This window comes from Streptomyces sp. NPDC051020, from assembly GCF_040683105.1.
Taxonomy (GTDB): domain Bacteria; phylum Actinomycetota; class Actinomycetes; order Streptomycetales; family Streptomycetaceae; genus Streptomyces.
On record NZ_JBFBCG010000058.1, the window covers coordinates 1 to 17,957 of the forward strand.

The window sequence follows — 17,957 nt, forward strand, 5'->3', positions numbered from 1 at the left end:
CCCGAAGACGCCCTGGACTGCGCCTGCGGCTTCTACCTCGGCGACCTGGCGCCCTGATCAACACCCCTCCACGAACTTGCGCGGGGCAGCACTAGGTACTGGCAGTACGCGGAACTGCCCGATCTCGATCTTCTGCGAGCCCGGTACGTCCGCCACACCTTCCCGCGCCACAGCCACGAGGGCTATGTCTTCGGCACCATCACCCGGGGCGTCGAGGACGTCGGGCTGCCCGGCGGCACCGTGCACGCGGGTCCTGGCAGCGTCGTCATGATCAATCCGGAGGTGCCGCACACCGCCCGGGCCGGGGCCCCCGAAGGCTGGGTGTACGCCACGCTGTACCCGTCCGCGCAGGTGATCAACGACATCGCGGCTGATACGACGCGGCTGCGCGGCACGGTCGGCTTCGCCGAGACCGGCGTCCTGGACCCGGAGGCGGCCCGGCTCATCGGCGAGGTGCACCGGGCGGCCGAGGAAGGCAATGCGCTCGCCGCCGACAGCATGCTGCGGATCATGGTCGCGCGGCTGCTCAGCCGCCACGGCAGCGTGCTGCCCGCCCGTGCTCCCCGGTCGGCCGGCGCCCAGGACGCGGAGCGGGCGCGTGCGGTGCTGGAGAGCCGCATGGCCGAGCCGCCGACACTGGAGACGTTGGCCGCCGAGCTCGGCACCAGCCCCTTCGCCCTGCTGCGTGCCTTCAAGAAGCAGTACGGGATGCCGCCGCACACATGGCTCACCGATGCCCGGGTACGGCGTGCACGGCGGATGCTCGATGCGGGCATCGCGCCGGCGGACGCGGCGGCACGGGTCGGCTTCACCGATCAGCCGCACCTCAACCGTCATTTCACCCGGATCGTGGGGGTGCCGCCCGGCGCGTACCAGCGCGAACGCGCAATAACGTACAAGACCGGTCCGGCTTCGTCCGCGTAGCGTTCCTGCCGTGCCAGAACAGACAGCATCCTCAAAGAGACTCGACGAGACAGCCGAGACCGCCGTCGGCGAGGTGAAGCCGGACGCGGCCGTCATCCGTGACGCGCTCGGCGTCGGTATCGCGGTGGGCCTCTCCGGCTTCGCCTTCGGTGTCACCTCGGCGGGCTCCGGTCTGAGCCTGATCCAGACCTGCGCGCTCAGCCTCCTCGTCTTCACCGGCGCCTCGCAGTTCGCGCTGGTGGGCGCCCTTGCCGCAGGCGGAAACCCGTACACCGCCGCCGCCGGTGCGTTCTTCCTCGGCGTACGCAACGCCTTCTACGGTCTGCGGCTGTCACAGCTGCTCGCCCTCCCACGCGCCGTGCGACCACTCGCCGCCCACTGGGTCATCGACGAGACGACCGCGGTGACGCTGCCGCAGCCCACCCGGCGGGCCGCACGGATCGGCTTCACCGTCACCGGACTCACCCTGTACGTGCTGTGGAACCTGACCACACTGCTGGGGGCGCTGGGCGCCGAGGCGCTCGGCGACACCGACACCTGGGGGCTGGACGCGGCAAGCCCCGCCGTCTTCCTCGCCCTGCTCGCTCCGATGCTGAAGAGCACCACGGAGCGCGTCACGGCCGCTCTCGCCGTCCTGCTCGCCCTGGGGGCGCTGCCCGTGCTGCCCGCGGGCGTACCGGTGCTGCTCGCCGCGCTCGCCGCACCCGCCGTCCTCTTCCTGATGGGACGCAGGAAGGCATCGGCCACGGACAGCCCGGCCAAGGACCCGACCACGACGGAGGACGCCCGATGAACGTATGGATAGCGATCGCCCTCACCGCCGCCGGCTGCTACCTCGCCAAGTTGCTGGGGCTGCTGGTCCCCGCGGGAGCACTGGAACGCCCGCTCGTACAGCGTCTTGCCGCACTCCTGCCGGTGGCGCTCCTGGCGGCTCTCACGGCGCAGCAGACCTTCGGGAACGGACAGGAGTTGGTGCTCGACGCCCGGGGTGCGGGGCTCGCCGCCGCCGCACTCGCCCTGGTGCTGCGCGCACCCTTCCTGGTGGTCGTGGGAGCTGCCGTCGTCGTCACGGCCGGGGTGCGCGCGCTCGGATAGCCAACCTGGCCGCACAGGCAGCGTGCGCGTCCGTCGCGCCCTGGCCCCAGCAGCCACCGGGTCGCTGCCCTGCCGCACTGCCCCGCCCCGGGGACCGACGGTGTGTCCGCCGCCCCATGGGCGTCGGAAGCGAACCGCGCCGCCCGGTCTCAGTGGAGGCTGCGGCCGTGGGCCCGCAGCGTCAGCAGCGCCTTGAGCGTTACCAAGGGGCGGCCCTCCAGGGCGGTGCCCGGTGCCCACTGTCGCCAGTTCACCGGCCAGCCGCCGTCCGCCTGCTGCTCCGTCGCCAGATGGTCGAGCGAGCGTTCCAGCTCCTCGTCGGTGAACCAGCGGCGCGCGAGTGATTCGGGGGTGCGGGCGTAGTCGTACGGGAAATGCTGCTCGCCCGGTGCGTACCCGGCCGCCACCGGGTACTCCGCACGCCGCTCCGGCTCCAGTACGGCCAGCCGCTGTTCCCGTACCAGCCGCCCGAGGCGGTCCGTCGCCGCCTCCGCCCGTGCCCGGTCCGGAGCGCCGTCGAGGAAGGCGACCGCGGCTTCGATCTCGTACGGATGCGACTTCTCCAGCGCGTCGACCGCCGCCCAGCAGAAGTCGGTGGCCCGGAACAGCCAGGCGTGCCACACCGCGTTGCGGTGCAGCAGTCCGACGGCGGGGCCGGTGGCCAGCAACTGGGGCGGAGGGTCATCGACGATCGGGATGAACGGCGCGGCCGGATAGCCGCGCTGCGAGGGGAGAAGTGCCGGCAGCGCCCCCTCCTTGGTCGACACATCGGTCAGGAAGCGGCAGATCCGCTCCACCCGCAGGCCGCTGCAGCGCCCGATGGAGTCCAGGACGCTGAGCGCATGGGCCGTGTGCAGCGGCTGGCTGACAGGGCCCCGCAGATCCGGTTCGAGTGCGTGACCATATCCGCCGTCCTCATTGAGATAGGCGGCGAGCGCGGTCTCCACCGCGTCCGCACCCCCTCCCAGGAAGTGATGGGCGAACCGCCGCTGCTCGAGGACGCGGGCCGTGAGCCAGATGAACTGCTCAGCACGCTTGAGGGGGCTTGCTCCTGTTCCGGCCATGGACCGACCGTAGGCCGGTAAGCGCTTTCGACAATGCGTAGCGGCGCGGCTGCACTCTCAGGAGCGGGATACTGAAGTCATGCGGTTGACGATTTTCTGGGAACGGATGGCGGACCACTTCGGTGCGGGGTACGCCGACTCCTTTGCGCGCGACCATGTGATGGCCGAGCTCGGCGGGCGTACGGTGCACCAGGCGCTGGCCGAGGGCTGGGAAGCGAAGGACGTCTGGCGCGGTGTCTGCACGGCGGTCGGCATCCCCGCCGACAAACGCTGACGCCGTGCCCGCCCACCGCTGGACCTCAGCTGTTCCGGGGGCGGGCGGCCGGCTGTCACAGCCGTAGGCGAGACTGGGTCCGTGGCACCGACAGACGAGACAGCCCAGACCCAGCCGCCCTTGACCCGGCCCGTCCCGCCGGCCGCGCCATCGACCCCGCCTTCCGGCAGCGGGTCGGCTCGAATGCCCGCATGGCTGCCGCGAGCCATGGTTCTCGCCCTGGCGCTCTACGCCTGCTTCCAGCTCGGCAGTTGGGCGTTCCACCAGCTCATCGGGCTGTTGATCAATATCCTGATCGCCTTCTTCCTGGCGCTCGCCATAGAGCCTGCGGTGAGCCGGATGTCGGCGCGTGGTGTGCGCCGCGGTCTGGCCACCTTCCTGGTCTTCCTCGTGGTGCTGATCGCCGTGGCCGGGTTCGTCGCGCTGCTCGGCTCGATGCTCGCGGGCCAGATCGTCGACATGGTCGAGGAGTTTCCCAAGTACCTCGACTCGGTGATCAACTGGATCAACCAGAATTTCCACACCGATCTCTCCCGGGTCGAGGTTCAGGACAGCCTGCTGCACTCCGACTGGCTGCAGAAGTACGTCCAGAACAGCGCGACCGGTGTGCTCGACGTCTCGACCACCGTGCTCAGCGGGCTCTTCCGGCTGCTGACGATCTTCCTGTTCTCGTTCTACTTCGCGGCCGACGGTCCCCGGCTGCGCCGCGCCTTGTGCTCCACGCTGCCACCCGCCCGGCAGGCCGAAGTGCTGAGGGCCTGGGAGATCGCGGTCGACAAGACCGGCGGTTTTCTCTACTCGCGTGGACTGATGGCGCTCATCTCCGGGATCGCGCACTACATCCTGCTGGTGATCCTCGGTGTGCCGTACGCCCCGGCGCTCGCGGTCTGGGTCGGCCTCGTCTCGCAGTTCATTCCCACGATCGGTACGTATCTGGCGGGCGCCCTGCCGATGCTGATCGCGTTCACCGTCGACCCCTGGTACGCCCTGTGGGTACTTGGATTCGTCGTGATCTACCAGCAGTTCGAGAACTATGTGCTGCAGCCCAAGCTCACCTCGAAAACCGTGGACATTCATCCGGCGGTCGCCTTCGGATCGGTCATCGCCGGTACGGCTCTGATGGGCGCCGTGGGCGCGCTCATCGCGATCCCGGCCGTCGCCACACTGCAGGCATTCCTCGGTGCCTATGTGAAGCGCTACGACGTGACGGACGACCCGCGGGTGCATGGACGGCATCTGTGGCGGCGCGGCGAGTCGGTGCTCCCACGGCCGCGAGGCGTGGCGACCCGGGCTCCGGGGGGCGACGGTGACGCGGATTCCGAGCGACCGAACGTCCCGGATCCGCAGGCCTGAAGCGACAACCGGACGGTAGGTGGCCCGGCAGGCTGCGTCGCGCGCGGTGCGGGAGCGCGGGTCGCGGAGGCGTGGGGGTGCGGTCCGCAGGCGGGCTCAGCGACAGCCCGCTATGTCGGCCGGCAGGCCCGCGTCCTGGACCTCGGGGACGTGCCGCCAGGCGTCGGGACGCCTGCTGTCGAGGTCGCTGAAGCCGTAGGCCCGCGCCAACTGCGCGCCGGACAAGAAAATTGCCCGTTCCAGCGTGCGACCTCCGGGTCCTGCGCGAGCGCGGCCACTGCCCGGCCGACGAATGCGGGACTCTCGGTGATGGCGAAATGCGGCGCCTGGATGATCGCGTCGTGCCGGTTCGCCTCGGCGGCGGCTGCGGTCTGAATCGATGGTCTCCGGAGGGTTCCTTTCCGACTCATCGGCGACTCATCTCCGACCGTTGGGTCCCAGTCGTCCGCCCGGTCACGCGGACAGTCGCTCCGACCGCTCCCGACTGAACGGCGATGCCTGGGCCCGCACCGCGCGTGGCGCCGACGACCAGGGCCGCTCTTTCTGTCGGTCATGTGCCCATACAGCCGGAATTCAGCATGAGGTCGACCACGTTTTCTTGACTCCCCAAGTGTGTGATGCTAGAGGGCTACTCTGGGGGCGGGTCGGTCCGGCGCGGTGCGCTTGACACTGAAATCGAACATCCATTCTCATGGGATTCCGGCCGGGTTTTCCCGGGCCCGACCGTGGAGTTGTCCACAGGCCGGGAGGACGTCGAGGCCCATTGTCAGTGGCAGGGGTTAGCGTCTTTGACGTGAAGCGATCGACTCAAGCAAATCGGGTGGAACCCATGGCAGGAACCGACCGCGAGAAGGCGCTGGACGCCGCACTCGCACAGATTGAACGGCAATTCGGCAAGGGCGCGGTGATGCGCCTCGGTGAGCGGCCGAACGAGCCCATCGAGGTGATCCCCACCGGGTCGACCGCACTCGACGTCGCCCTCGGCGTCGGCGGACTGCCGCGCGGCCGTGTGGTGGAGGTCTACGGGCCGGAGTCCTCCGGCAAGACGACACTGACGCTGCACGCGGTGGCGAATGCACAGCGGCTCGGTGGCTCGGTGGCCTTCATCGACGCGGAGCACGCCCTCGACCCCGAGTACGCGAAGAAGCTCGGCGTCGACATCGACAGCCTCATCCTGTCCCAGCCGGACAACGGTGAGCAGGCGCTCGAGATCGTGGACATGCTGGTCCGTTCGGGCGCTCTCGACCTGATCGTCATCGACTCCGTCGCGGCGCTCGTGCCGCGCGCGGAGATCGAGGGCGAGATGGGTGACTCGCACGTGGGTCTGCAGGCCCGTCTGATGAGCCAGGCGCTCCGCAAGATCACCAGCGCGCTCAACCAGTCCAAGACCACCGCGATCTTCATCAACCAGCTCCGCGAGAAGATCGGCGTGATGTTCGGCTCCCCGGAGACCACGACCGGTGGCCGGGCGCTGAAGTTCTACGCATCGGTGCGCCTTGACATCCGCCGCATCGAAACGCTGAAGGACGGCACCGACGCGGTCGGCAACCGCACCCGTGTCAAGGTCGTCAAGAACAAGGTCGCACCGCCGTTCAAGCAGGCCGAGTTCGACATCCTCTACGGCCAGGGCATCAGCCGCGAGGGCGGCCTGATCGACATGGGCGTGGAGCACGGCTTCGTGCGCAAGGCGGGCGCCTGGTACACGTACGAGGGCGACCAGCTCGGCCAGGGCAAGGAGAACGCCCGTAACTTCCTCAAGGACAACCCCGACCTCGCCAACGAGATCGAGAAGAAGATTCTCGAAAAGCTGGGCATCGGCGTCAGGCCGGACGCGGCACTGGGTGCCGAGCCCGGTGCGGACGCGGCGGGCGGCGCTGCGGCTTCGGCCGACGGCGCGAAGTCGGTGCCCGCTCCGGTCAGCAAGGCCAAGCCGGCCAAGGCTGCGGCGGCCAAGAGCTAGACCGTGACGCGTCGTACGGAGTGGCCGGACAGCGCTGTCGGCGCCGGTCCCGGCCCAGGAGTCGCCGGGCGCACGGCCGATTCCGCGCCCGAGTCCGCATACGGGCTGGAGGCCGGTCCCGGTCACGGCACCGGCTCGGGCGGGCGATTCGGTAAGGGGGCGGACCGTCGTGCCCGCTCCCGCTCCAGGAACAGCGGCTCCCCTTCCTCGTCGAGGGCCGAGAAGGGGGAGCCGCGAGACCCGGTCGAGCAGGCGCGCAATATATGTCTGCGGCTGCTCACCGGGACCCCGCGCACCCGCAAGCAGCTTGCGGATGCGTTGCGTAAACGCGAGATCCCGGACGAGGCGGCCGAAGAGGTGCTGTCGCGTTTCGAGGACGTCGGGCTGATCGACGACGCGGCGTTCGCGGACGCCTGGGTGGAGTCCCGGCACCACGGCCGGGGGCTGGCCCGCCGCGCTCTCGTCCGGGAGTTGCGGACCAAGGGGGTGGACTCGGCGGTGATCGACGAGGCCGTCGGACAGCTCGACTCCGAGCAGGAGGAGGAGACGGCCCGCGAACTCGTCGCGCGGAAACTCCGCTCCACTCGCGGACTGGACCGCGACAAGCGGCTGCGCCGCCTTGCGGGCATGCTCGCGCGCAAGGGGTACGGGGAGGGGATGGCCCTGCGTGTGGTGCGCCAGGCGCTCGAAGCAGAGGGCGAGGACACGGAAGGCCTGGACGAGCCGTTCTGACGGCGTTGCTATCGGGATGTGCGGGGCTGCATACACAGGGGGTGTGTACGCAGCGGATGTACACGGCGCGGGCGTTGAGCGCAGTGGGCGTGCACGGTGACGGTGTGCATGCTGGGTTGCTGCGGGCCGGGGAGGCGCGGCGGTCACTGTCCGGCATGTGAGGCGCGGCGGATGGTGGCGTCCAGCAGGGCCACAGCATCCGCCGCGGTGCGGCCCGGGTGTCGGTTCCAGGGGCCGATCAGGTCGGTCCAGCCCTGCGAGCGAAGCTCGGCGACGATCCAGGCGCCGGCCCGGTCCACGGTGTCGAGGGAGCCGTAGCCCAGGCGGTGTGCGGTGAGGAGGGCGCCGCAGACGCACCGGGCGCCGCGGGCGTTCCGCAGCCGGTACGGGGTGTTCTGCCAGCCCCACTCCATCAGGATCTGCCGCGCGTAGGCGAGGTGGGTGGAGGGCCGCAGTTCGGGCTGCCCGATGCGGCGCCAGCTGTGGAACCGGTCGGGGAGGATCGCGCCGAGGCGTCCGGGGAGGGGACGCTCGCGTGGGGCGGCCGGGGGCACGGAGCGGATCGAGTCGGCGATCAGCTGATCAACGGTCACGGACAGCAGATCACGCCAGTCGGCCGGATGCCGGTCCGCCGGGTGCGGCACGGAGCCAGGTGAGGCAGCACGCACCGGTTCGGGGACGGTGATGTCCCAGCCCGTGACGATCTGCTGCCAGGCCTCCGTGTCATGGAGGCGGACGGCCTGACGGTCGAGCTGGTCGGGTGTGAGGGCGGTGGTCGGCATCTGCGTGGCATCTCCGTCATATCGGTCCCTTGTATGAGGTGAATGTCTGCCTTGTGATGAATGTGCTCCACCGGGGTGAGCCATTCGGGTGCGTGCCGGGTCGGATCCCGGTCGGTCCCGGGTCGGTTCCAGAGCGGTTCCGAGGGAAGGCGGGACAGCGGCTCCCGGGGGAAAACTCCCGTACGAAGACGCCGACAGGCTCCAGTGCCCAGGTATCTGTGCACAGAGCACTGTGTGACGCATGGCAGAAAAGTCCGGTGGCACCGACATCACAGAGCTGGCCGCTCTCGCAACGCTCGCACAGCCGAGGCGGCAGCAGATCCTTCAACACCTCACCCTGCACGGCCCCGCGACGTCCGCGATCCTTGCCCGCGCCCTTGGGCTGAACACCGGGTCCACCAGCTACCACCTGCGCGAACTGGCCAGGTACGGCTTCGTGGAGGACATCCCCGCCGAGGAGCCGGACGGGCGTCGGGCGAGGTGGTGGCGGGCCGTTCCCGGCGACCGCCGTTTCCCGCCCCGGTCCCGCCAGAGCCCCGAGGTGCGGCTCGCGATGGACGAGCTGAACCGCCATGCGTACGCCGCCGACCTCGCCCTCTTCGAGCAGCTTCAGCGCGACAGGGGCGAACGGGGCGAGTGGGCCGACGCGTTCCCGTACTCGCGCGGCACCATCCGGCTCACGCTCCCCGAGCTCCGCGCGTTCTTCGAGGAGTACATCGCCCTCATGAACCGCTACAAGCGGTCCGACGCCGACACTCCGCCGGGCGCTCGCACGGTCCACACCCGGCTGCTCGCCTTCCCGGCCCCGCCCCTTGCGGCCGACAACCACATGAGAGAGACGGACGCATCATGATGCTGCGCTACGCCCTGCAGACGATCCGAGACCGCAAGGGCGGGTTCCTCGGCGCCCTGGTGGCCCTGATGTGCGCCGCTGCCCTTGTCACCGCCTGCGGCACGCTTCTGGAGACCGGTCTGCGCGGACGGATCGCGACCGAGCGCTATGCCGCGGCTCCGCTCATCGTCTCCGCCGACCAGAATGTTCACCAGACCACCGTCAAGCACAAGGGCAACGGGAAGACGAAGGTCAAGCGCAAGGCGAAACCCGTCGCTGAGCGCGCCTGGCTCCCCGCAGCCACCGCGGACCGGATCCGGAACGTGGACGGCGTACGCAAGGTCGTCCCCGAACTCACCTTCCTCGCTGTGCCCGTTGCCCAGTCCGCCGGCAAGGCCACTCCATCTTCCCCGCCTTCCTACGGACACTCCTGGGCCTCCGCCTCCCTTACGCCCTTCGCTCTCACCGCAGGCCGTTCCCCCGTCTCCGCCGACGACGTGGTGATCGACGGGGGTCTCGCCGAGCGAACCGGCCTGAAGCCCGGAGACCGGCTCACCGTCCAGTCCACCGGCGCTGCCCGCCCGTACCGCATCAGCGGTGTCGCAGCCCCGGCCCACCGCGGCGACCTCCGGCAGCAGACCACCCTCTTCTTCTCGGGCGCCGAGGCCGCCCGCCTCTCCGCCCGTCCCGGTCAAGTCACCGCCCTCGGTGTGGTGCCCGCGCCGGGCACGAACCTCGACCGGCTGAAGCGGCAGGTGGAGCAGGCGCTCAGGGGCACCACCGCGCAGGTGTCCACAGGCGACGACCGCGGCCCCGTCGAGTTCCTGGATGCCGCGGGCGCCCGGATCAAGCTCGTCTCCATGGGCGGTGCGATGGGTGGCACCTCACTCCTCGTCGCGATCCTCGTGGTCGTCGGCACCTTTGCGCTCTCCATCCAGCAGCGCCACCGTGAACTGGCCCTGCTGCGCGCCATCGCCGCCACACCGCGCCAGGTCCGCCGCCTTCTCGGGCGTGAGGCGCTGGTCGTCGGGGCCGTGGCCGGCGTGCTTGGCTCGCTCGCCGGACTGCCGCTCGCCGGCTGGCTCCACAGTCGATTCATCGATATGGGTGCGGTCCCACCGTCGCTGGAACGCACCACGGGCATCTTCCCGGTTCTCGCCGCCCTCGCCGTCACGCTTCTCGGCGCCTGGGCAGCCGCCAGGATCTCCGGCCGCAGGATCGCCCGTATCCGCCCTGGCGAGGCCATGGCCGAGTCCACGGTCGAGCGCGAGCGGCCGGCCACGGTCCGGATTGCCGCAGGTCTGGTGTTGCTCGCGGGCGGCGGAGCGCTCGTCGCCTTACTCGGCAGCCTGCGCACCGAGGCGGCCTCGACTCCCGTCACCTTCCTGGCCGTTGTGGTGCTGGCCACGGCCGTGTCGCTACTCGGACCGCTGCTCGTCAAGATGGCGGCGGCACTGCTCGCGGGCCCGCTCCGGCTGACCGGTTCCGGGGGCACTCTCGCCACCGCGAACATCCGTGGAAACTCCGTCCGGATGGCCGCCGTCGTCACCCCGCTCACCCTGCTCATCGCCATGACCTGCACGGTTCTCTTCGTTCAGCCGACCCTCGGTGACGCCGCCCGCGCCCAGGCCCGCGAAGGAACCCGTGCCACCTGGGTCCTCTCCTCGCAGGGGCCCGGGGTCCCGTCCGCCGCCGCCGAGACCGTGCGCAGGACACCAGGTGTGACGGCCGCTACCGAGGTCGTACGGACCACGGTCAGGGTCGGCCTCGAGAAGGTCACGGCTCAGGGCGTCACCCAGGCCGGTCTCGCCCAAACCTGGGACCCCGAGGTGACCAGCGGCTCGCTTGCCGGCTTCGCCGCCCGTCCCGGCACCGCTGCAATCAGTGAACTTGCCGCCGAACAGCTGGGGCTGCACGCCGGCAGCGAGCTGGCAGTGCACCTCGGTGATGGCACACCCGCCACCCTCACGGTCGCCGCGGTCTACACCCGCGGCCTCGGTTTCGGCGATCTGACCCTGCCCCACGACCTGATGGCCCGTCACATGGACAACCCTCTCGCTGCCACGGTCCTGGTCGCCGGAGACAGCGACCGCAGCCGGCTCGTCGCCGCTCTGCGGAAGTTCCCCGGCATCGCCGTGCTCGCCCCTGCCACCGCAGACCGGGTCCAGGCGGACCGGCAGCAGCAGAACGCAGAGGTCAACTATCTGGCCATGGGCCTGGTTCTCGCCTTCACCGCGATCGCGGTCGTCAACACCCTCGCCATGTCGGTGTCCGAGCGGATCCGGGAGTTCGCCATGCTCCGGCTGGCCGGTGCCACTCGCCGCCAGGTCCTGCGGATGCTCCGCATCGAAGCCCTGTCGGTTCTGCTGATTGCCGCCGTCCTCGGCACCGGCATCGCCCTCGCCGTGCTGACCGCCTTCAGCATCGGCATGACCGGCAGTGCGGCGCCCACCGTCCTGCCGTCGGTGTACGCGACAGTCGTGGGCGCAGCCGCACTGCTGGCACTCGTCGCCTCGACGCTGCCCGGCCGGCTGGCACTCACGGTCAGCCCGGTGGAGGTGGCGACGTCCAAGCAGTGACACTGCGGGCCGGTGGCGGGCGGAACAGCACAGGGAGCAGTGCGGCCGGGCCCGCCACCGGTCAGGCGCCGACCGGCAGCCCCGCCGCCCGCCACGCCTGGAACCCGCCAATCAGATCGGTCGCCCGGTGCAGCCCCAACTGCCTCAAGGACGCGACCGCGAGACTCGACGCGTACCCCTCGTTGCAGACCACCACCACCTGCAGTTCGTGGCTGACCGCCTCCGGCGCGCGATGGCTTCCCTGCGGGTCGAGTCTCCACTCCAGCTCGTTGCGCTCGACGACCAGCGCCCCCGGAATCAACCCGTCCCGCTCGCGCAGCGCCGCGTAGCGTATGTCCACCAGCAGGGCGCCGTCCGCGGCGGCGGCGATCGCCTCGTGCGGACCGATGCGGTCGTATCCGGCCCGGACCCGCTCCAGCAGTTCGTCGATCCCCACCCGCTCCGCACCGTTGTCGTGCTCGTCGCTCACTGCCAGTCCTCCGGGCGTTCGATGTGCTCAAGACGGAGTAGCGCACCGCTACGGCTGTAGCGCCTGATCTGCGGCAGCGGCGGATAGTACGCATGGACCGAGACCGCGTGCTCGGTGCCGGATTCGTTCAGCACCTCGTGCACATGGTGCCGGCCGAACGCCCTGCCCCGGCCGGTCGTCAACTGCCAGGACTGGTCGACGCCTTCGGCCAGTTCGAGGGTTTTCCAGTCGTCGGCGGGCAGCCTGGCCGCGAGTGAATGCTCTGTGAGCGTGCCGGTCGCGGTGGTGAAGGCGCCGATCGAGCCGGCATGGTCGTGCCAGCCGGTGCCGGTGCGCGGCGGCCAGCCGATCAGCCAGGCCTCGCTGCCGCCGGGGCCGTCGAGCCGGATCCAGGTGCGGCCCTCGGGATCGAGGGGGAGCGAGGCAATCAGACCGGGGTCCGCCGCCGTACGGTGGACGAAGTCGAGCAGTTCTGCAGCCGTGGGACCGGCACCGGAGTCAGGGCCGGAAGAAGGCGTGCGTACAGAAGGCGGGGGAGAGGCAGACAAGGGGACCGCCCTGAGAGTTCGCGCGTGATGCCCGGCGTGCGACAGAGGGCACGCCGCGGCAGGGAGAGGCGGTTCAGCAGGACGGGCGACACACACAGCCCGCATAGCGGACGAGGTCCATATGGACCCTCCGCCACAGGCGCACATCGGTGTCGGTCACATTTCGGAGTACACCATGTGCTGCCCGTGGCGGTCAATTGATGTCTGCGGTCTGGTCGGAGCGCACGGAGGCACGTGGCGCGCCGCCGCGCACCGCGTCCGCCGCAGCGAAAAGTTCCGCGGGCCGGACCCCGCCGAACGATGCCACCAGATGTCCGTCCGGCCTGATCAGCAGCACTGTATGGGCAGGGGCACCCGGGTAGGCCTCGGTCACCAGCAGCTCCCCCTTCACCGGCAGGGCGTCGACCGACTCGACGAGCCGGGGCATCACCCCCGCGGTCAACCAGTGGCGCCGGTCCCACACCCCGGTCCCCGGAGCGACCAGCACGACCAGCAGACGGCCCCGCCCCAGCCGCTCGCGCAGCCGTACGGTCGTGCCGTCGGGCGCCGTCACCCGTACATCGTCGACCGGTGCTCCCGGGGGCGTACCCACCGATGTGTGCGCCTCGGCGTACGCAGGCGCAAGGGGGGAGTGTGAGTACGAGGGGGGCGCACCCAGTGGGCCGCACCCCAGGTGACCGTCGGCGAGCAGTGAATCGTGCCCCCGTGCGCTCCCGGGGACGATGCTCCGTAGCCCTCCGCCGCCGCGCAGTATCGGCAGCGACTGGTCCGCCGCGCGCAGACGGGAGGCGACCGCGGCCCGCCGCTCGGCCTGGTAGCTGTCGAGCAGCACGTCGGAGGCGCCGTGATGCCAGGCTTGCGCCAGCTTCCAGGCCAGGTTCTCGGCGTCCCGCAGCCCTTCGTCGAGCCCCTGCGTACCGAGTGCACCGAGCAGATGGGCGGCGTCCCCGGCAAGGAAGGCCCGCTGGACCCGCCAGCGCCGAGCCAGCCGGTGATGCAGCGTGTACACGCCCGTGTCCAGCAGTTCGTACGGCGGGGTCTCGCCGCCGCACCAGCCCGCGAGAGTGTCCCGCACCCGGGTGATCAACGCGTCGGGGGTGACGAGCTCGCCGCGTGGCGGGAGCAGCCAGTCCAGCCGCCACGCACCGTCCGTCAGCGGGCGCGCGGTGACTTCGGCGCCCCCGGTGCGCCACGGCGGCAGCCGGTGCAGCACTGCCTCGCCCGGCCAGGGCAGTTCGGTGCGCAGTGCGGCGACGGCGTGGCGTTCCACTGCTGTGCGCCCCGGGAACCGGACGTCCAGGAGCTTGCGGACGGTGGATCTGGCGCCGTCGCAGCCGACCAGGTAACTCCCGCGCCACCAGGTCGAATCGGGTTCCCTGGTGTGCACCGTGAGCCCGGCCGGATCCTGCTCCAGAGTGTCGATCCGGCTGAGCGGCGCCATGTGCACCAGCTCCTGCCCGGCGACCGCGGCCCGCAGCCCGCGCATCAGGGCGTGCTGGGGCAGATGGAGCGGGGCCGAGAGCGGATCACCGTACGGGGAGTCCTCGCCGAGGCGCAGTTCGCGTACGAGCTGCTTGCGGCGCATGGAGCGCCAGCCCGTCCACTGGGCGCCCTCGTTCCGGAGCGCCTTGCACCCGAGCCGCTCCACCAGGGCTGTGGTGTCCTCGCGCAGCACCACCGTCCGGGCGGGACGGGTCTCGCCCCTCCCCGGATCCTCGTCGAGGACGACGGAGGGAACGCCCTGCGCGGCGAGGGCGAGCGACAGCGTCAGGCCCACAGGCCCGGCGCCGACGACAATCACCGGGTCCACGGCGCGACTCCCTGGGCCCGTGCGGTCGGGAGAGCGGTGGCGGAAGCGGGGGCTCGGTCGGCGATCACAGAACGTATGCAACCCACTGCCGGTGCTTGCGTCAAGTGACACCCGAGCACGGCGAGGGGCGCCGGTGCATGCACCGGCGCCCCTGCGCAGAAATTACCGACGAACCGTCAGACGGCGCGTCCGTCGTCGACGACGAGCGCCGGCGTGCCGATGGTCTCCAGACCACCGGCGGGTGCGGCGCCCGTGCTCTTCTTGCCGCGCCGCAGCCGGCCCTCCAGCCAGCCCGCGAACGAGGTGAGCGCGAAGTTCACCACGATGTACAGCACGGCGACGATCGTGAAGCACGCGATGGTGTTCGCACCGTAGTTCGCGCTCATCGGACGGACCGAGGCCAGCAGCTCCGGGAAGGTCAGCACCGCACCGCCGAGGGCGGTGTCCTTCACGATGACGACGATCTGGCTGACGATCGCGGGCAGCATGGCCGTCACCGACTGCGGCAGCAGCACGTACAGCATGGTCTGGCCCTTGCGCATACCGATCGCCTTGGCCGCGTCCGTCTGCCCGTTGGGGAGGGACTGGATTCCGGCCCGCACGATCTCGGCGAGCACGGAGGCGTTGTACAGCACCAGACCCGTGACCACGGCGTACATCGGGCGGGAGTCGCTGCTGATGGTCGTGTACTCGGAGTACGCCGCGTTCGCGGTGATCATCAGAATCAGCACCGGGATGGCGCGGAAGAACTCCACGACCACGCCGGCCGGCATCCGCACCCACCGGTGGTCCGAGAGCCGTCCGATACCGAACAGGGCGCCCAGCGGCAGCGCGATGACCAGGGCGAACGCCGCTGCCTTCAGGGTGTTCTGCAGACCCGGCCAGATGTAGGTCTGCCAGGGCTGGGAGCTGGTGAAGAACGGCTTCCACTTGATCCAGTCGAGCTGGTGCTTGGCAGCCAGACCGTCGTACACCCACCACACGGCGGCAGCGGCGACGAGCAGGAACAGGACCGTGTAGACGATGTTGCGCTGCTTGGCGCGCGGCCCCTGGGCGTCATAGAGGACGGAAGTCATCGCTTCACCGCCACCTTCTTGCTCACCCAGCCGAGGATCAGGCCGGTCGGGAGGGTCAGACAGATGAATCCGAACGCGAAGACGGCGGAGATCAGGATCAGCTGCGCCTCCTTCTCGATCATGCCCTTCATCAGGTATGCGGCTTCGGCCACGCCGATCGCGGCGGCGACCGTGGTGTTCTTCGTGAGCGCGATCAGAACATTGGCCAGCGGGTTGACGACCGAGCGGAAGGCCTGCGGAAGGATGATCAGCCGCAGCACCTGAGTGAAACTCAGTCCGAGGGCGCGTGCCGCCTCCGCCTGGCCGACCGGCACGGTGTTGATGCCCGACCGGAGCGCCTCACAGACGAACGCGGAGGTGTAGACGACCAGCGCGAGCACCGCGAGCCGGAAGTTGATGACCTTGAAATCGCTGGCCCCGAGCTGGATGTTGAGCGTCTGGAAGAGACCCAGCGACGAGAAGACGATGATGACGGTCAGAGGGGTGTTCCGGATGACGTTCACATAGGCGGTGGCGAAACCGCGCATCAGAGGGACCGGGCTGACCTTCATGCCGGCCAGCAGCGTTCCCCATATGAGGGAGCCGAGGGCGGAGTAGACGGTGAGCTGCACCGTCACCCAGAAAGCCCCCAGCAGGTCGTAACCTTCAAGAAAGTCGAACACGATCTCCCGCGCTTCCGCGTGTAGGAGGGCATGGCGCGCCGCCGTTCACGGACGGCGCGCCGGGTCAGCCCTGCTTCACTTGACGATGTTGCCGATCTTCGGGGCCTGCTCGTTCTTGTAGTTCGCCGGACCGAAGTTGGCCTTCACCGCCTCGTCCCAGGAACCGTCCGAGACCATCTTGGTGAGCGCGTCGTTGATCTTCTTCTTGAGGTCGGCGTCGCCCTTCTTCAGGCCGATGCCGTAGTTCTCGTTGCTCATCTTGAAGCCCGCCAGCTTGAACTTCCCCTGGAAGTCCTTCTGCGAGGCGAAGCCGGCCAGGATGCTGTCGTCGGTGGTCAGCGCGTCGACGGCCTTGCTCTCCAGACCGGTGAGGCACTCCGAGTAGCCGCCGTACTCCAGGAGCTGGGCCTTCGGAGCCAGCTTGTCATGGACGTTCTGCGCCGAGGTCGAGCCGGTGACCGAGCAGAGCTTCTTGCTGTTCAGGTCGGCCGGGGTCTTGAACGAGTCGTCGTCGGCACGGACCAGGATGTCCTGGTGCGCCAGCAGGTACGGGCCGGCGAAGTCGACCTTCTGCAGACGCTCGTCGTTGATCGAGTAGGAGGCGGCGATGAACTTGACGTCCCCGCGCTCGATCGCCGTCTCGCGGTCGGCGCTCTTGGTCTCCTTGAAGGTGATGTCCTTGGCGTCGTAACCGAGTTCCTTGGCGATGTACGTGGCGACATCGACGTCGAAACCGGTGTACTTGCCGTCGGGCGTCTTCAGACCGATACCCGGCTGGTCGATCTTGATGCCGATGGTGATCTTCTTGCCGCCGCCGGCCGAGTCGCTGCCCTTGTCGTCGGAGGAGCCACAGGCGGTGGCGGTGAGGGCGAGCGCGAGCACGGCGGCCGACGCGGCGGTGACCTTACGAAGCTGCATGGTGAACTTCCCTAGAGTTGACGCGATGACGCGATGTGAGTGAACAGCTGATCCGGAAATCAGTGGTGCAGGATCTTCGAAAGGAAGTCCTTGGCCCGGTCACTGCGCGGGTTGCTGAAGAACTGGTCGGGCGTTGCCTCTTCGACGATCTTCCCGTCCGCCATGAAGACGACACGGTTGGCCGCCGAGCGCGCGAAGCCCATTTCGTGGGTGACGACGACCATGGTCATGCCGTCCCGGGCGAGCTGCTGCATGACTTCCAGCACCTCATTGATCATCTCCGGGTCGAGCGCGGACGTCGGCTCGTCGAAGAGCATGACCTTGGGGTCCATCGCCAACGCCCGTGCGATGGCCACACGTTGCTGCTGGCCTCCGGAGAGCTGCGAGGGGTACTTGTCGGCCTGCGTCGCCACGCCCACCCGGTCGAGCAGCGAACGGGCCTTCTCCTCGGCAGCCGTCTTGTCCGCCTTGCGGACCTTGAGCTGCCCCAGCATCACGTTTTCGAGCACCGTCTTGTGCGCGAAGAGATTGAACGACTGGAAGACCATGCCGACATCGGCACGCAGCCTGGCCAGCTCCTTGCCCTCCTGGGGCAACGGCTTGCCGTCGATCGATATCGCGCCCGAGTCGATCGTCTCCAAGCGGTTGATCGTGCGGCACAGCGTGGACTTTCCGGACCCGGAAGGCCCGATCACAACCACGACCTCGCCGCGGGCGATGGTCAGGTCGATGTCCTGGAGCACATGCAGCGCGCCGAAGTGCTTGTTGACGTTGCTCAGTACGACAAGGTCGTTCGCCGCGGGTGCGGCATCCTCGGCGGCCTTGGTCACTGAAACTCCGCTCATCGGCTTTTTGCTCCGTCCTCCTCGGTTGGGAAGG

19 protein-coding genes and 1 pseudogene are annotated in these 17,957 nt (G+C 69.5%); 9 read left to right on the top strand and 11 right to left on the bottom strand.

The features are described 5' to 3' along the window. The first annotated feature begins 114 nt into the window (after positions 1-114). The 3 genes from AB0N06_RS27050 (at position 115) to AB0N06_RS27060 (ending at position 2,019) form a co-directional block, all read left to right on the top strand. Positions 115-924, top strand: coding sequence for an AraC family transcriptional regulator (locus AB0N06_RS27050; RefSeq protein ID WP_366137316.1), 810 nt, complete (start codon positions 115-117; stop codon positions 922-924). 73 nt (positions 925-997) lie between these two features. Then, positions 998-1,717 carry an AzlC family ABC transporter permease gene (locus AB0N06_RS27055; RefSeq protein WP_366137317.1) on the top strand — a complete coding sequence of 240 codons (720 nt, stop codon included), beginning with the start codon at positions 998-1,000 and terminating at the stop codon, positions 1,715-1,717. Continuing rightward, positions 1,714-2,019 carry an AzlD domain-containing protein gene (locus AB0N06_RS27060; RefSeq protein WP_366137273.1) on the top strand — a complete coding sequence of 102 codons (306 nt, stop codon included), beginning with the start codon at positions 1,714-1,716 and terminating at the stop codon, positions 2,017-2,019. The genes AB0N06_RS27055 and AB0N06_RS27060 overlap by 4 nt, the downstream gene beginning before the upstream one ends. A 149-nt stretch (positions 2,020-2,168) precedes the next feature. Here the strand turns inward: AB0N06_RS27060 and AB0N06_RS27065 are convergent, their stop codons facing one another. Next, complete coding sequence (locus AB0N06_RS27065) at positions 2,169-3,083, bottom strand: hypothetical protein (protein ID WP_366137274.1); 915 nt, start codon at positions 3,081-3,083, stop codon at positions 2,169-2,171. Positions 3,084-3,162: 79 nt separating this feature from the next. On the opposite strand from AB0N06_RS27065, the gene AB0N06_RS27070 reads away from it, so the two are divergent. Both AB0N06_RS27070 and AB0N06_RS27075 read left to right on the top strand, forming a co-directional pair. Beyond that, positions 3,163-3,357, top strand: a complete 195-nt coding sequence (locus tag AB0N06_RS27070) for a DUF3046 domain-containing protein (RefSeq protein ID WP_037701444.1) — start codon at positions 3,163-3,165, stop codon at positions 3,355-3,357. A 183-nt stretch (positions 3,358-3,540) separates the two neighbouring features. Then, positions 3,541-4,710, top strand: a complete 1,170-nt coding sequence (locus AB0N06_RS27075) for an AI-2E family transporter (RefSeq protein ID WP_366137275.1) — start codon at positions 3,541-3,543, stop codon at positions 4,708-4,710. Positions 4,711-4,806: 96 nt separating this feature from the next. On the opposite strand, the pseudogene AB0N06_RS27080 reads toward AB0N06_RS27075, so the two are convergent. Continuing rightward, positions 4,807-5,051, bottom strand: a pseudogene (locus AB0N06_RS27080) (short-chain dehydrogenase); the annotation flags it as partial. A 488-nt stretch (positions 5,052-5,539) separates the two neighbouring features. Between AB0N06_RS27080 and recA the strand changes: the two are divergent. Together recA and recX are read left to right on the top strand one after the other, a co-directional pair. Continuing rightward, on the top strand, positions 5,540-6,670 hold the full coding sequence (gene recA, locus AB0N06_RS27085) for a recombinase RecA (RefSeq protein ID WP_366137276.1): 1,131 nt from the start codon (positions 5,540-5,542) through the stop codon (positions 6,668-6,670). Positions 6,671-6,673: 3 nt separating this feature from the next. Continuing rightward, the gene (recX, locus tag AB0N06_RS27090) at positions 6,674-7,402 is read left to right on the top strand and encodes a recombination regulator RecX (RefSeq protein ID WP_366137277.1); all 729 of its coding nucleotides are present in this window, start codon (positions 6,674-6,676) and stop codon (positions 7,400-7,402) included. Positions 7,403-7,545: 143 nt separating this feature from the next. Here recX and AB0N06_RS27095 read toward each other — a convergent pair whose 3' ends face one another. Then, positions 7,546-8,184, bottom strand: a complete 639-nt coding sequence (locus AB0N06_RS27095) for a hypothetical protein (protein ID WP_366137278.1) — start codon at positions 8,182-8,184, stop codon at positions 7,546-7,548. 241 nt (positions 8,185-8,425) lie between these two features. Here AB0N06_RS27095 and AB0N06_RS27100 point away from each other — a divergent pair, with 241 nt between their 5' ends. Together AB0N06_RS27100 and AB0N06_RS27105 are read left to right on the top strand one after the other, a co-directional pair. After that, a complete protein-coding gene (locus AB0N06_RS27100) occupies positions 8,426-9,037 on the top strand; it encodes a helix-turn-helix domain-containing protein (protein WP_366137279.1) in 612 nt (203 codons plus the stop codon). Next, on the top strand, positions 9,034-11,595 hold the full coding sequence (locus tag AB0N06_RS27105) for an FtsX-like permease family protein (RefSeq protein ID WP_366137280.1): 2,562 nt from the start codon (positions 9,034-9,036) through the stop codon (positions 11,593-11,595). The genes AB0N06_RS27100 and AB0N06_RS27105 overlap by 4 nt, the downstream gene beginning before the upstream one ends. A 61-nt stretch (positions 11,596-11,656) precedes the next feature. Here the strand turns inward: AB0N06_RS27105 and AB0N06_RS27110 are convergent, their stop codons facing one another. From AB0N06_RS27110 to AB0N06_RS27145, 8 genes are all read right to left on the bottom strand, one after another. Beyond that, the gene (locus AB0N06_RS27110; RefSeq protein WP_366137281.1) at positions 11,657-12,064 is read right to left on the bottom strand and encodes a rhodanese-like domain-containing protein; all 408 of its coding nucleotides are present in this window, start codon (positions 12,062-12,064) and stop codon (positions 11,657-11,659) included. Then, positions 12,061-12,612 carry a cysteine dioxygenase gene (locus AB0N06_RS27115; RefSeq protein WP_366137282.1) on the bottom strand — a complete coding sequence of 184 codons (552 nt, stop codon included), beginning with the start codon at positions 12,610-12,612 and terminating at the stop codon, positions 12,061-12,063. Before AB0N06_RS27115 ends, AB0N06_RS27110 begins: the two co-directional genes overlap by 4 nt. Before the next feature lie 73 nt (positions 12,613-12,685). Then, entirely contained in the window at positions 12,686-12,772 is an 87-nt protein-coding gene (locus AB0N06_RS27120) for a putative leader peptide (RefSeq protein WP_311605579.1), read from the bottom strand. A gap of 33 nt (positions 12,773-12,805) precedes the next feature. Continuing rightward, positions 12,806-14,422, bottom strand: coding sequence for an FAD-dependent monooxygenase (locus tag AB0N06_RS27125; protein WP_366137283.1), 1,617 nt, complete (start codon positions 14,420-14,422; stop codon positions 12,806-12,808). A gap of 176 nt (positions 14,423-14,598) precedes the next feature. Further along, on the bottom strand, positions 14,599-15,498 hold the full coding sequence (locus AB0N06_RS27130; RefSeq protein WP_366137284.1) for an amino acid ABC transporter permease: 900 nt from the start codon (positions 15,496-15,498) through the stop codon (positions 14,599-14,601). Further along, on the bottom strand, positions 15,495-16,160 hold the full coding sequence (locus AB0N06_RS27135) for an amino acid ABC transporter permease (protein WP_366137285.1): 666 nt from the start codon (positions 16,158-16,160) through the stop codon (positions 15,495-15,497). The genes AB0N06_RS27130 and AB0N06_RS27135 overlap by 4 nt, the downstream gene beginning before the upstream one ends. Before the next feature lie 75 nt (positions 16,161-16,235). Further along, a complete protein-coding gene (locus AB0N06_RS27140; RefSeq protein WP_366137286.1) occupies positions 16,236-17,078 on the bottom strand; it encodes a glutamate ABC transporter substrate-binding protein in 843 nt (280 codons plus the stop codon). Between the two features lie 59 nt (positions 17,079-17,137). After that, positions 17,138-17,923, bottom strand: a complete 786-nt coding sequence (locus tag AB0N06_RS27145) for an amino acid ABC transporter ATP-binding protein (protein WP_366137288.1) — start codon at positions 17,921-17,923, stop codon at positions 17,138-17,140. Between the last annotated feature and the right edge of the window lie 34 nt (positions 17,924-17,957).

What these genes read in the sequence shown, in the direction of transcription:
- AB0N06_RS27060 (WP_366137273.1), top strand. Translation starts at nt 1,714, where the DNA reads ATGAACGTATGGATAGCGATCGCCCTCACCGCCGCCGGCTGCTACCTC.
- AB0N06_RS27065 (WP_366137274.1), bottom strand. Translation starts at nt 3,083, where the DNA reads ATGGCCGGAACAGGAGCAAGCCCCCTCAAGCGTGCTGAGCAGTTCATC.
- AB0N06_RS27070 (WP_037701444.1), top strand. Translation starts at nt 3,163, where the DNA reads ATGCGGTTGACGATTTTCTGGGAACGGATGGCGGACCACTTCGGTGCG.
- AB0N06_RS27075 (WP_366137275.1), top strand. Translation starts at nt 3,541, where the DNA reads ATGCCCGCATGGCTGCCGCGAGCCATGGTTCTCGCCCTGGCGCTCTAC.
- recA (WP_366137276.1), top strand. Translation starts at nt 5,540, where the DNA reads ATGGCAGGAACCGACCGCGAGAAGGCGCTGGACGCCGCACTCGCACAG.
- AB0N06_RS27095 (WP_366137278.1), bottom strand. Translation starts at nt 8,184, where the DNA reads ATGCCGACCACCGCCCTCACACCCGACCAGCTCGACCGTCAGGCCGTC.
- AB0N06_RS27100 (WP_366137279.1), top strand. Translation starts at nt 8,426, where the DNA reads ATGGCAGAAAAGTCCGGTGGCACCGACATCACAGAGCTGGCCGCTCTC.
- AB0N06_RS27105 (WP_366137280.1), top strand. Translation starts at nt 9,034, where the DNA reads ATGATGCTGCGCTACGCCCTGCAGACGATCCGAGACCGCAAGGGCGGG.
- AB0N06_RS27130 (WP_366137284.1), bottom strand. Translation starts at nt 15,498, where the DNA reads ATGACTTCCGTCCTCTATGACGCCCAGGGGCCGCGCGCCAAGCAGCGC.
- AB0N06_RS27140 (WP_366137286.1), bottom strand. Translation starts at nt 17,078, where the DNA reads ATGCAGCTTCGTAAGGTCACCGCCGCGTCGGCCGCCGTGCTCGCGCTC.
- AB0N06_RS27145 (WP_366137288.1), bottom strand. Translation starts at nt 17,923, where the DNA reads ATGAGCGGAGTTTCAGTGACCAAGGCCGCCGAGGATGCCGCACCCGCG.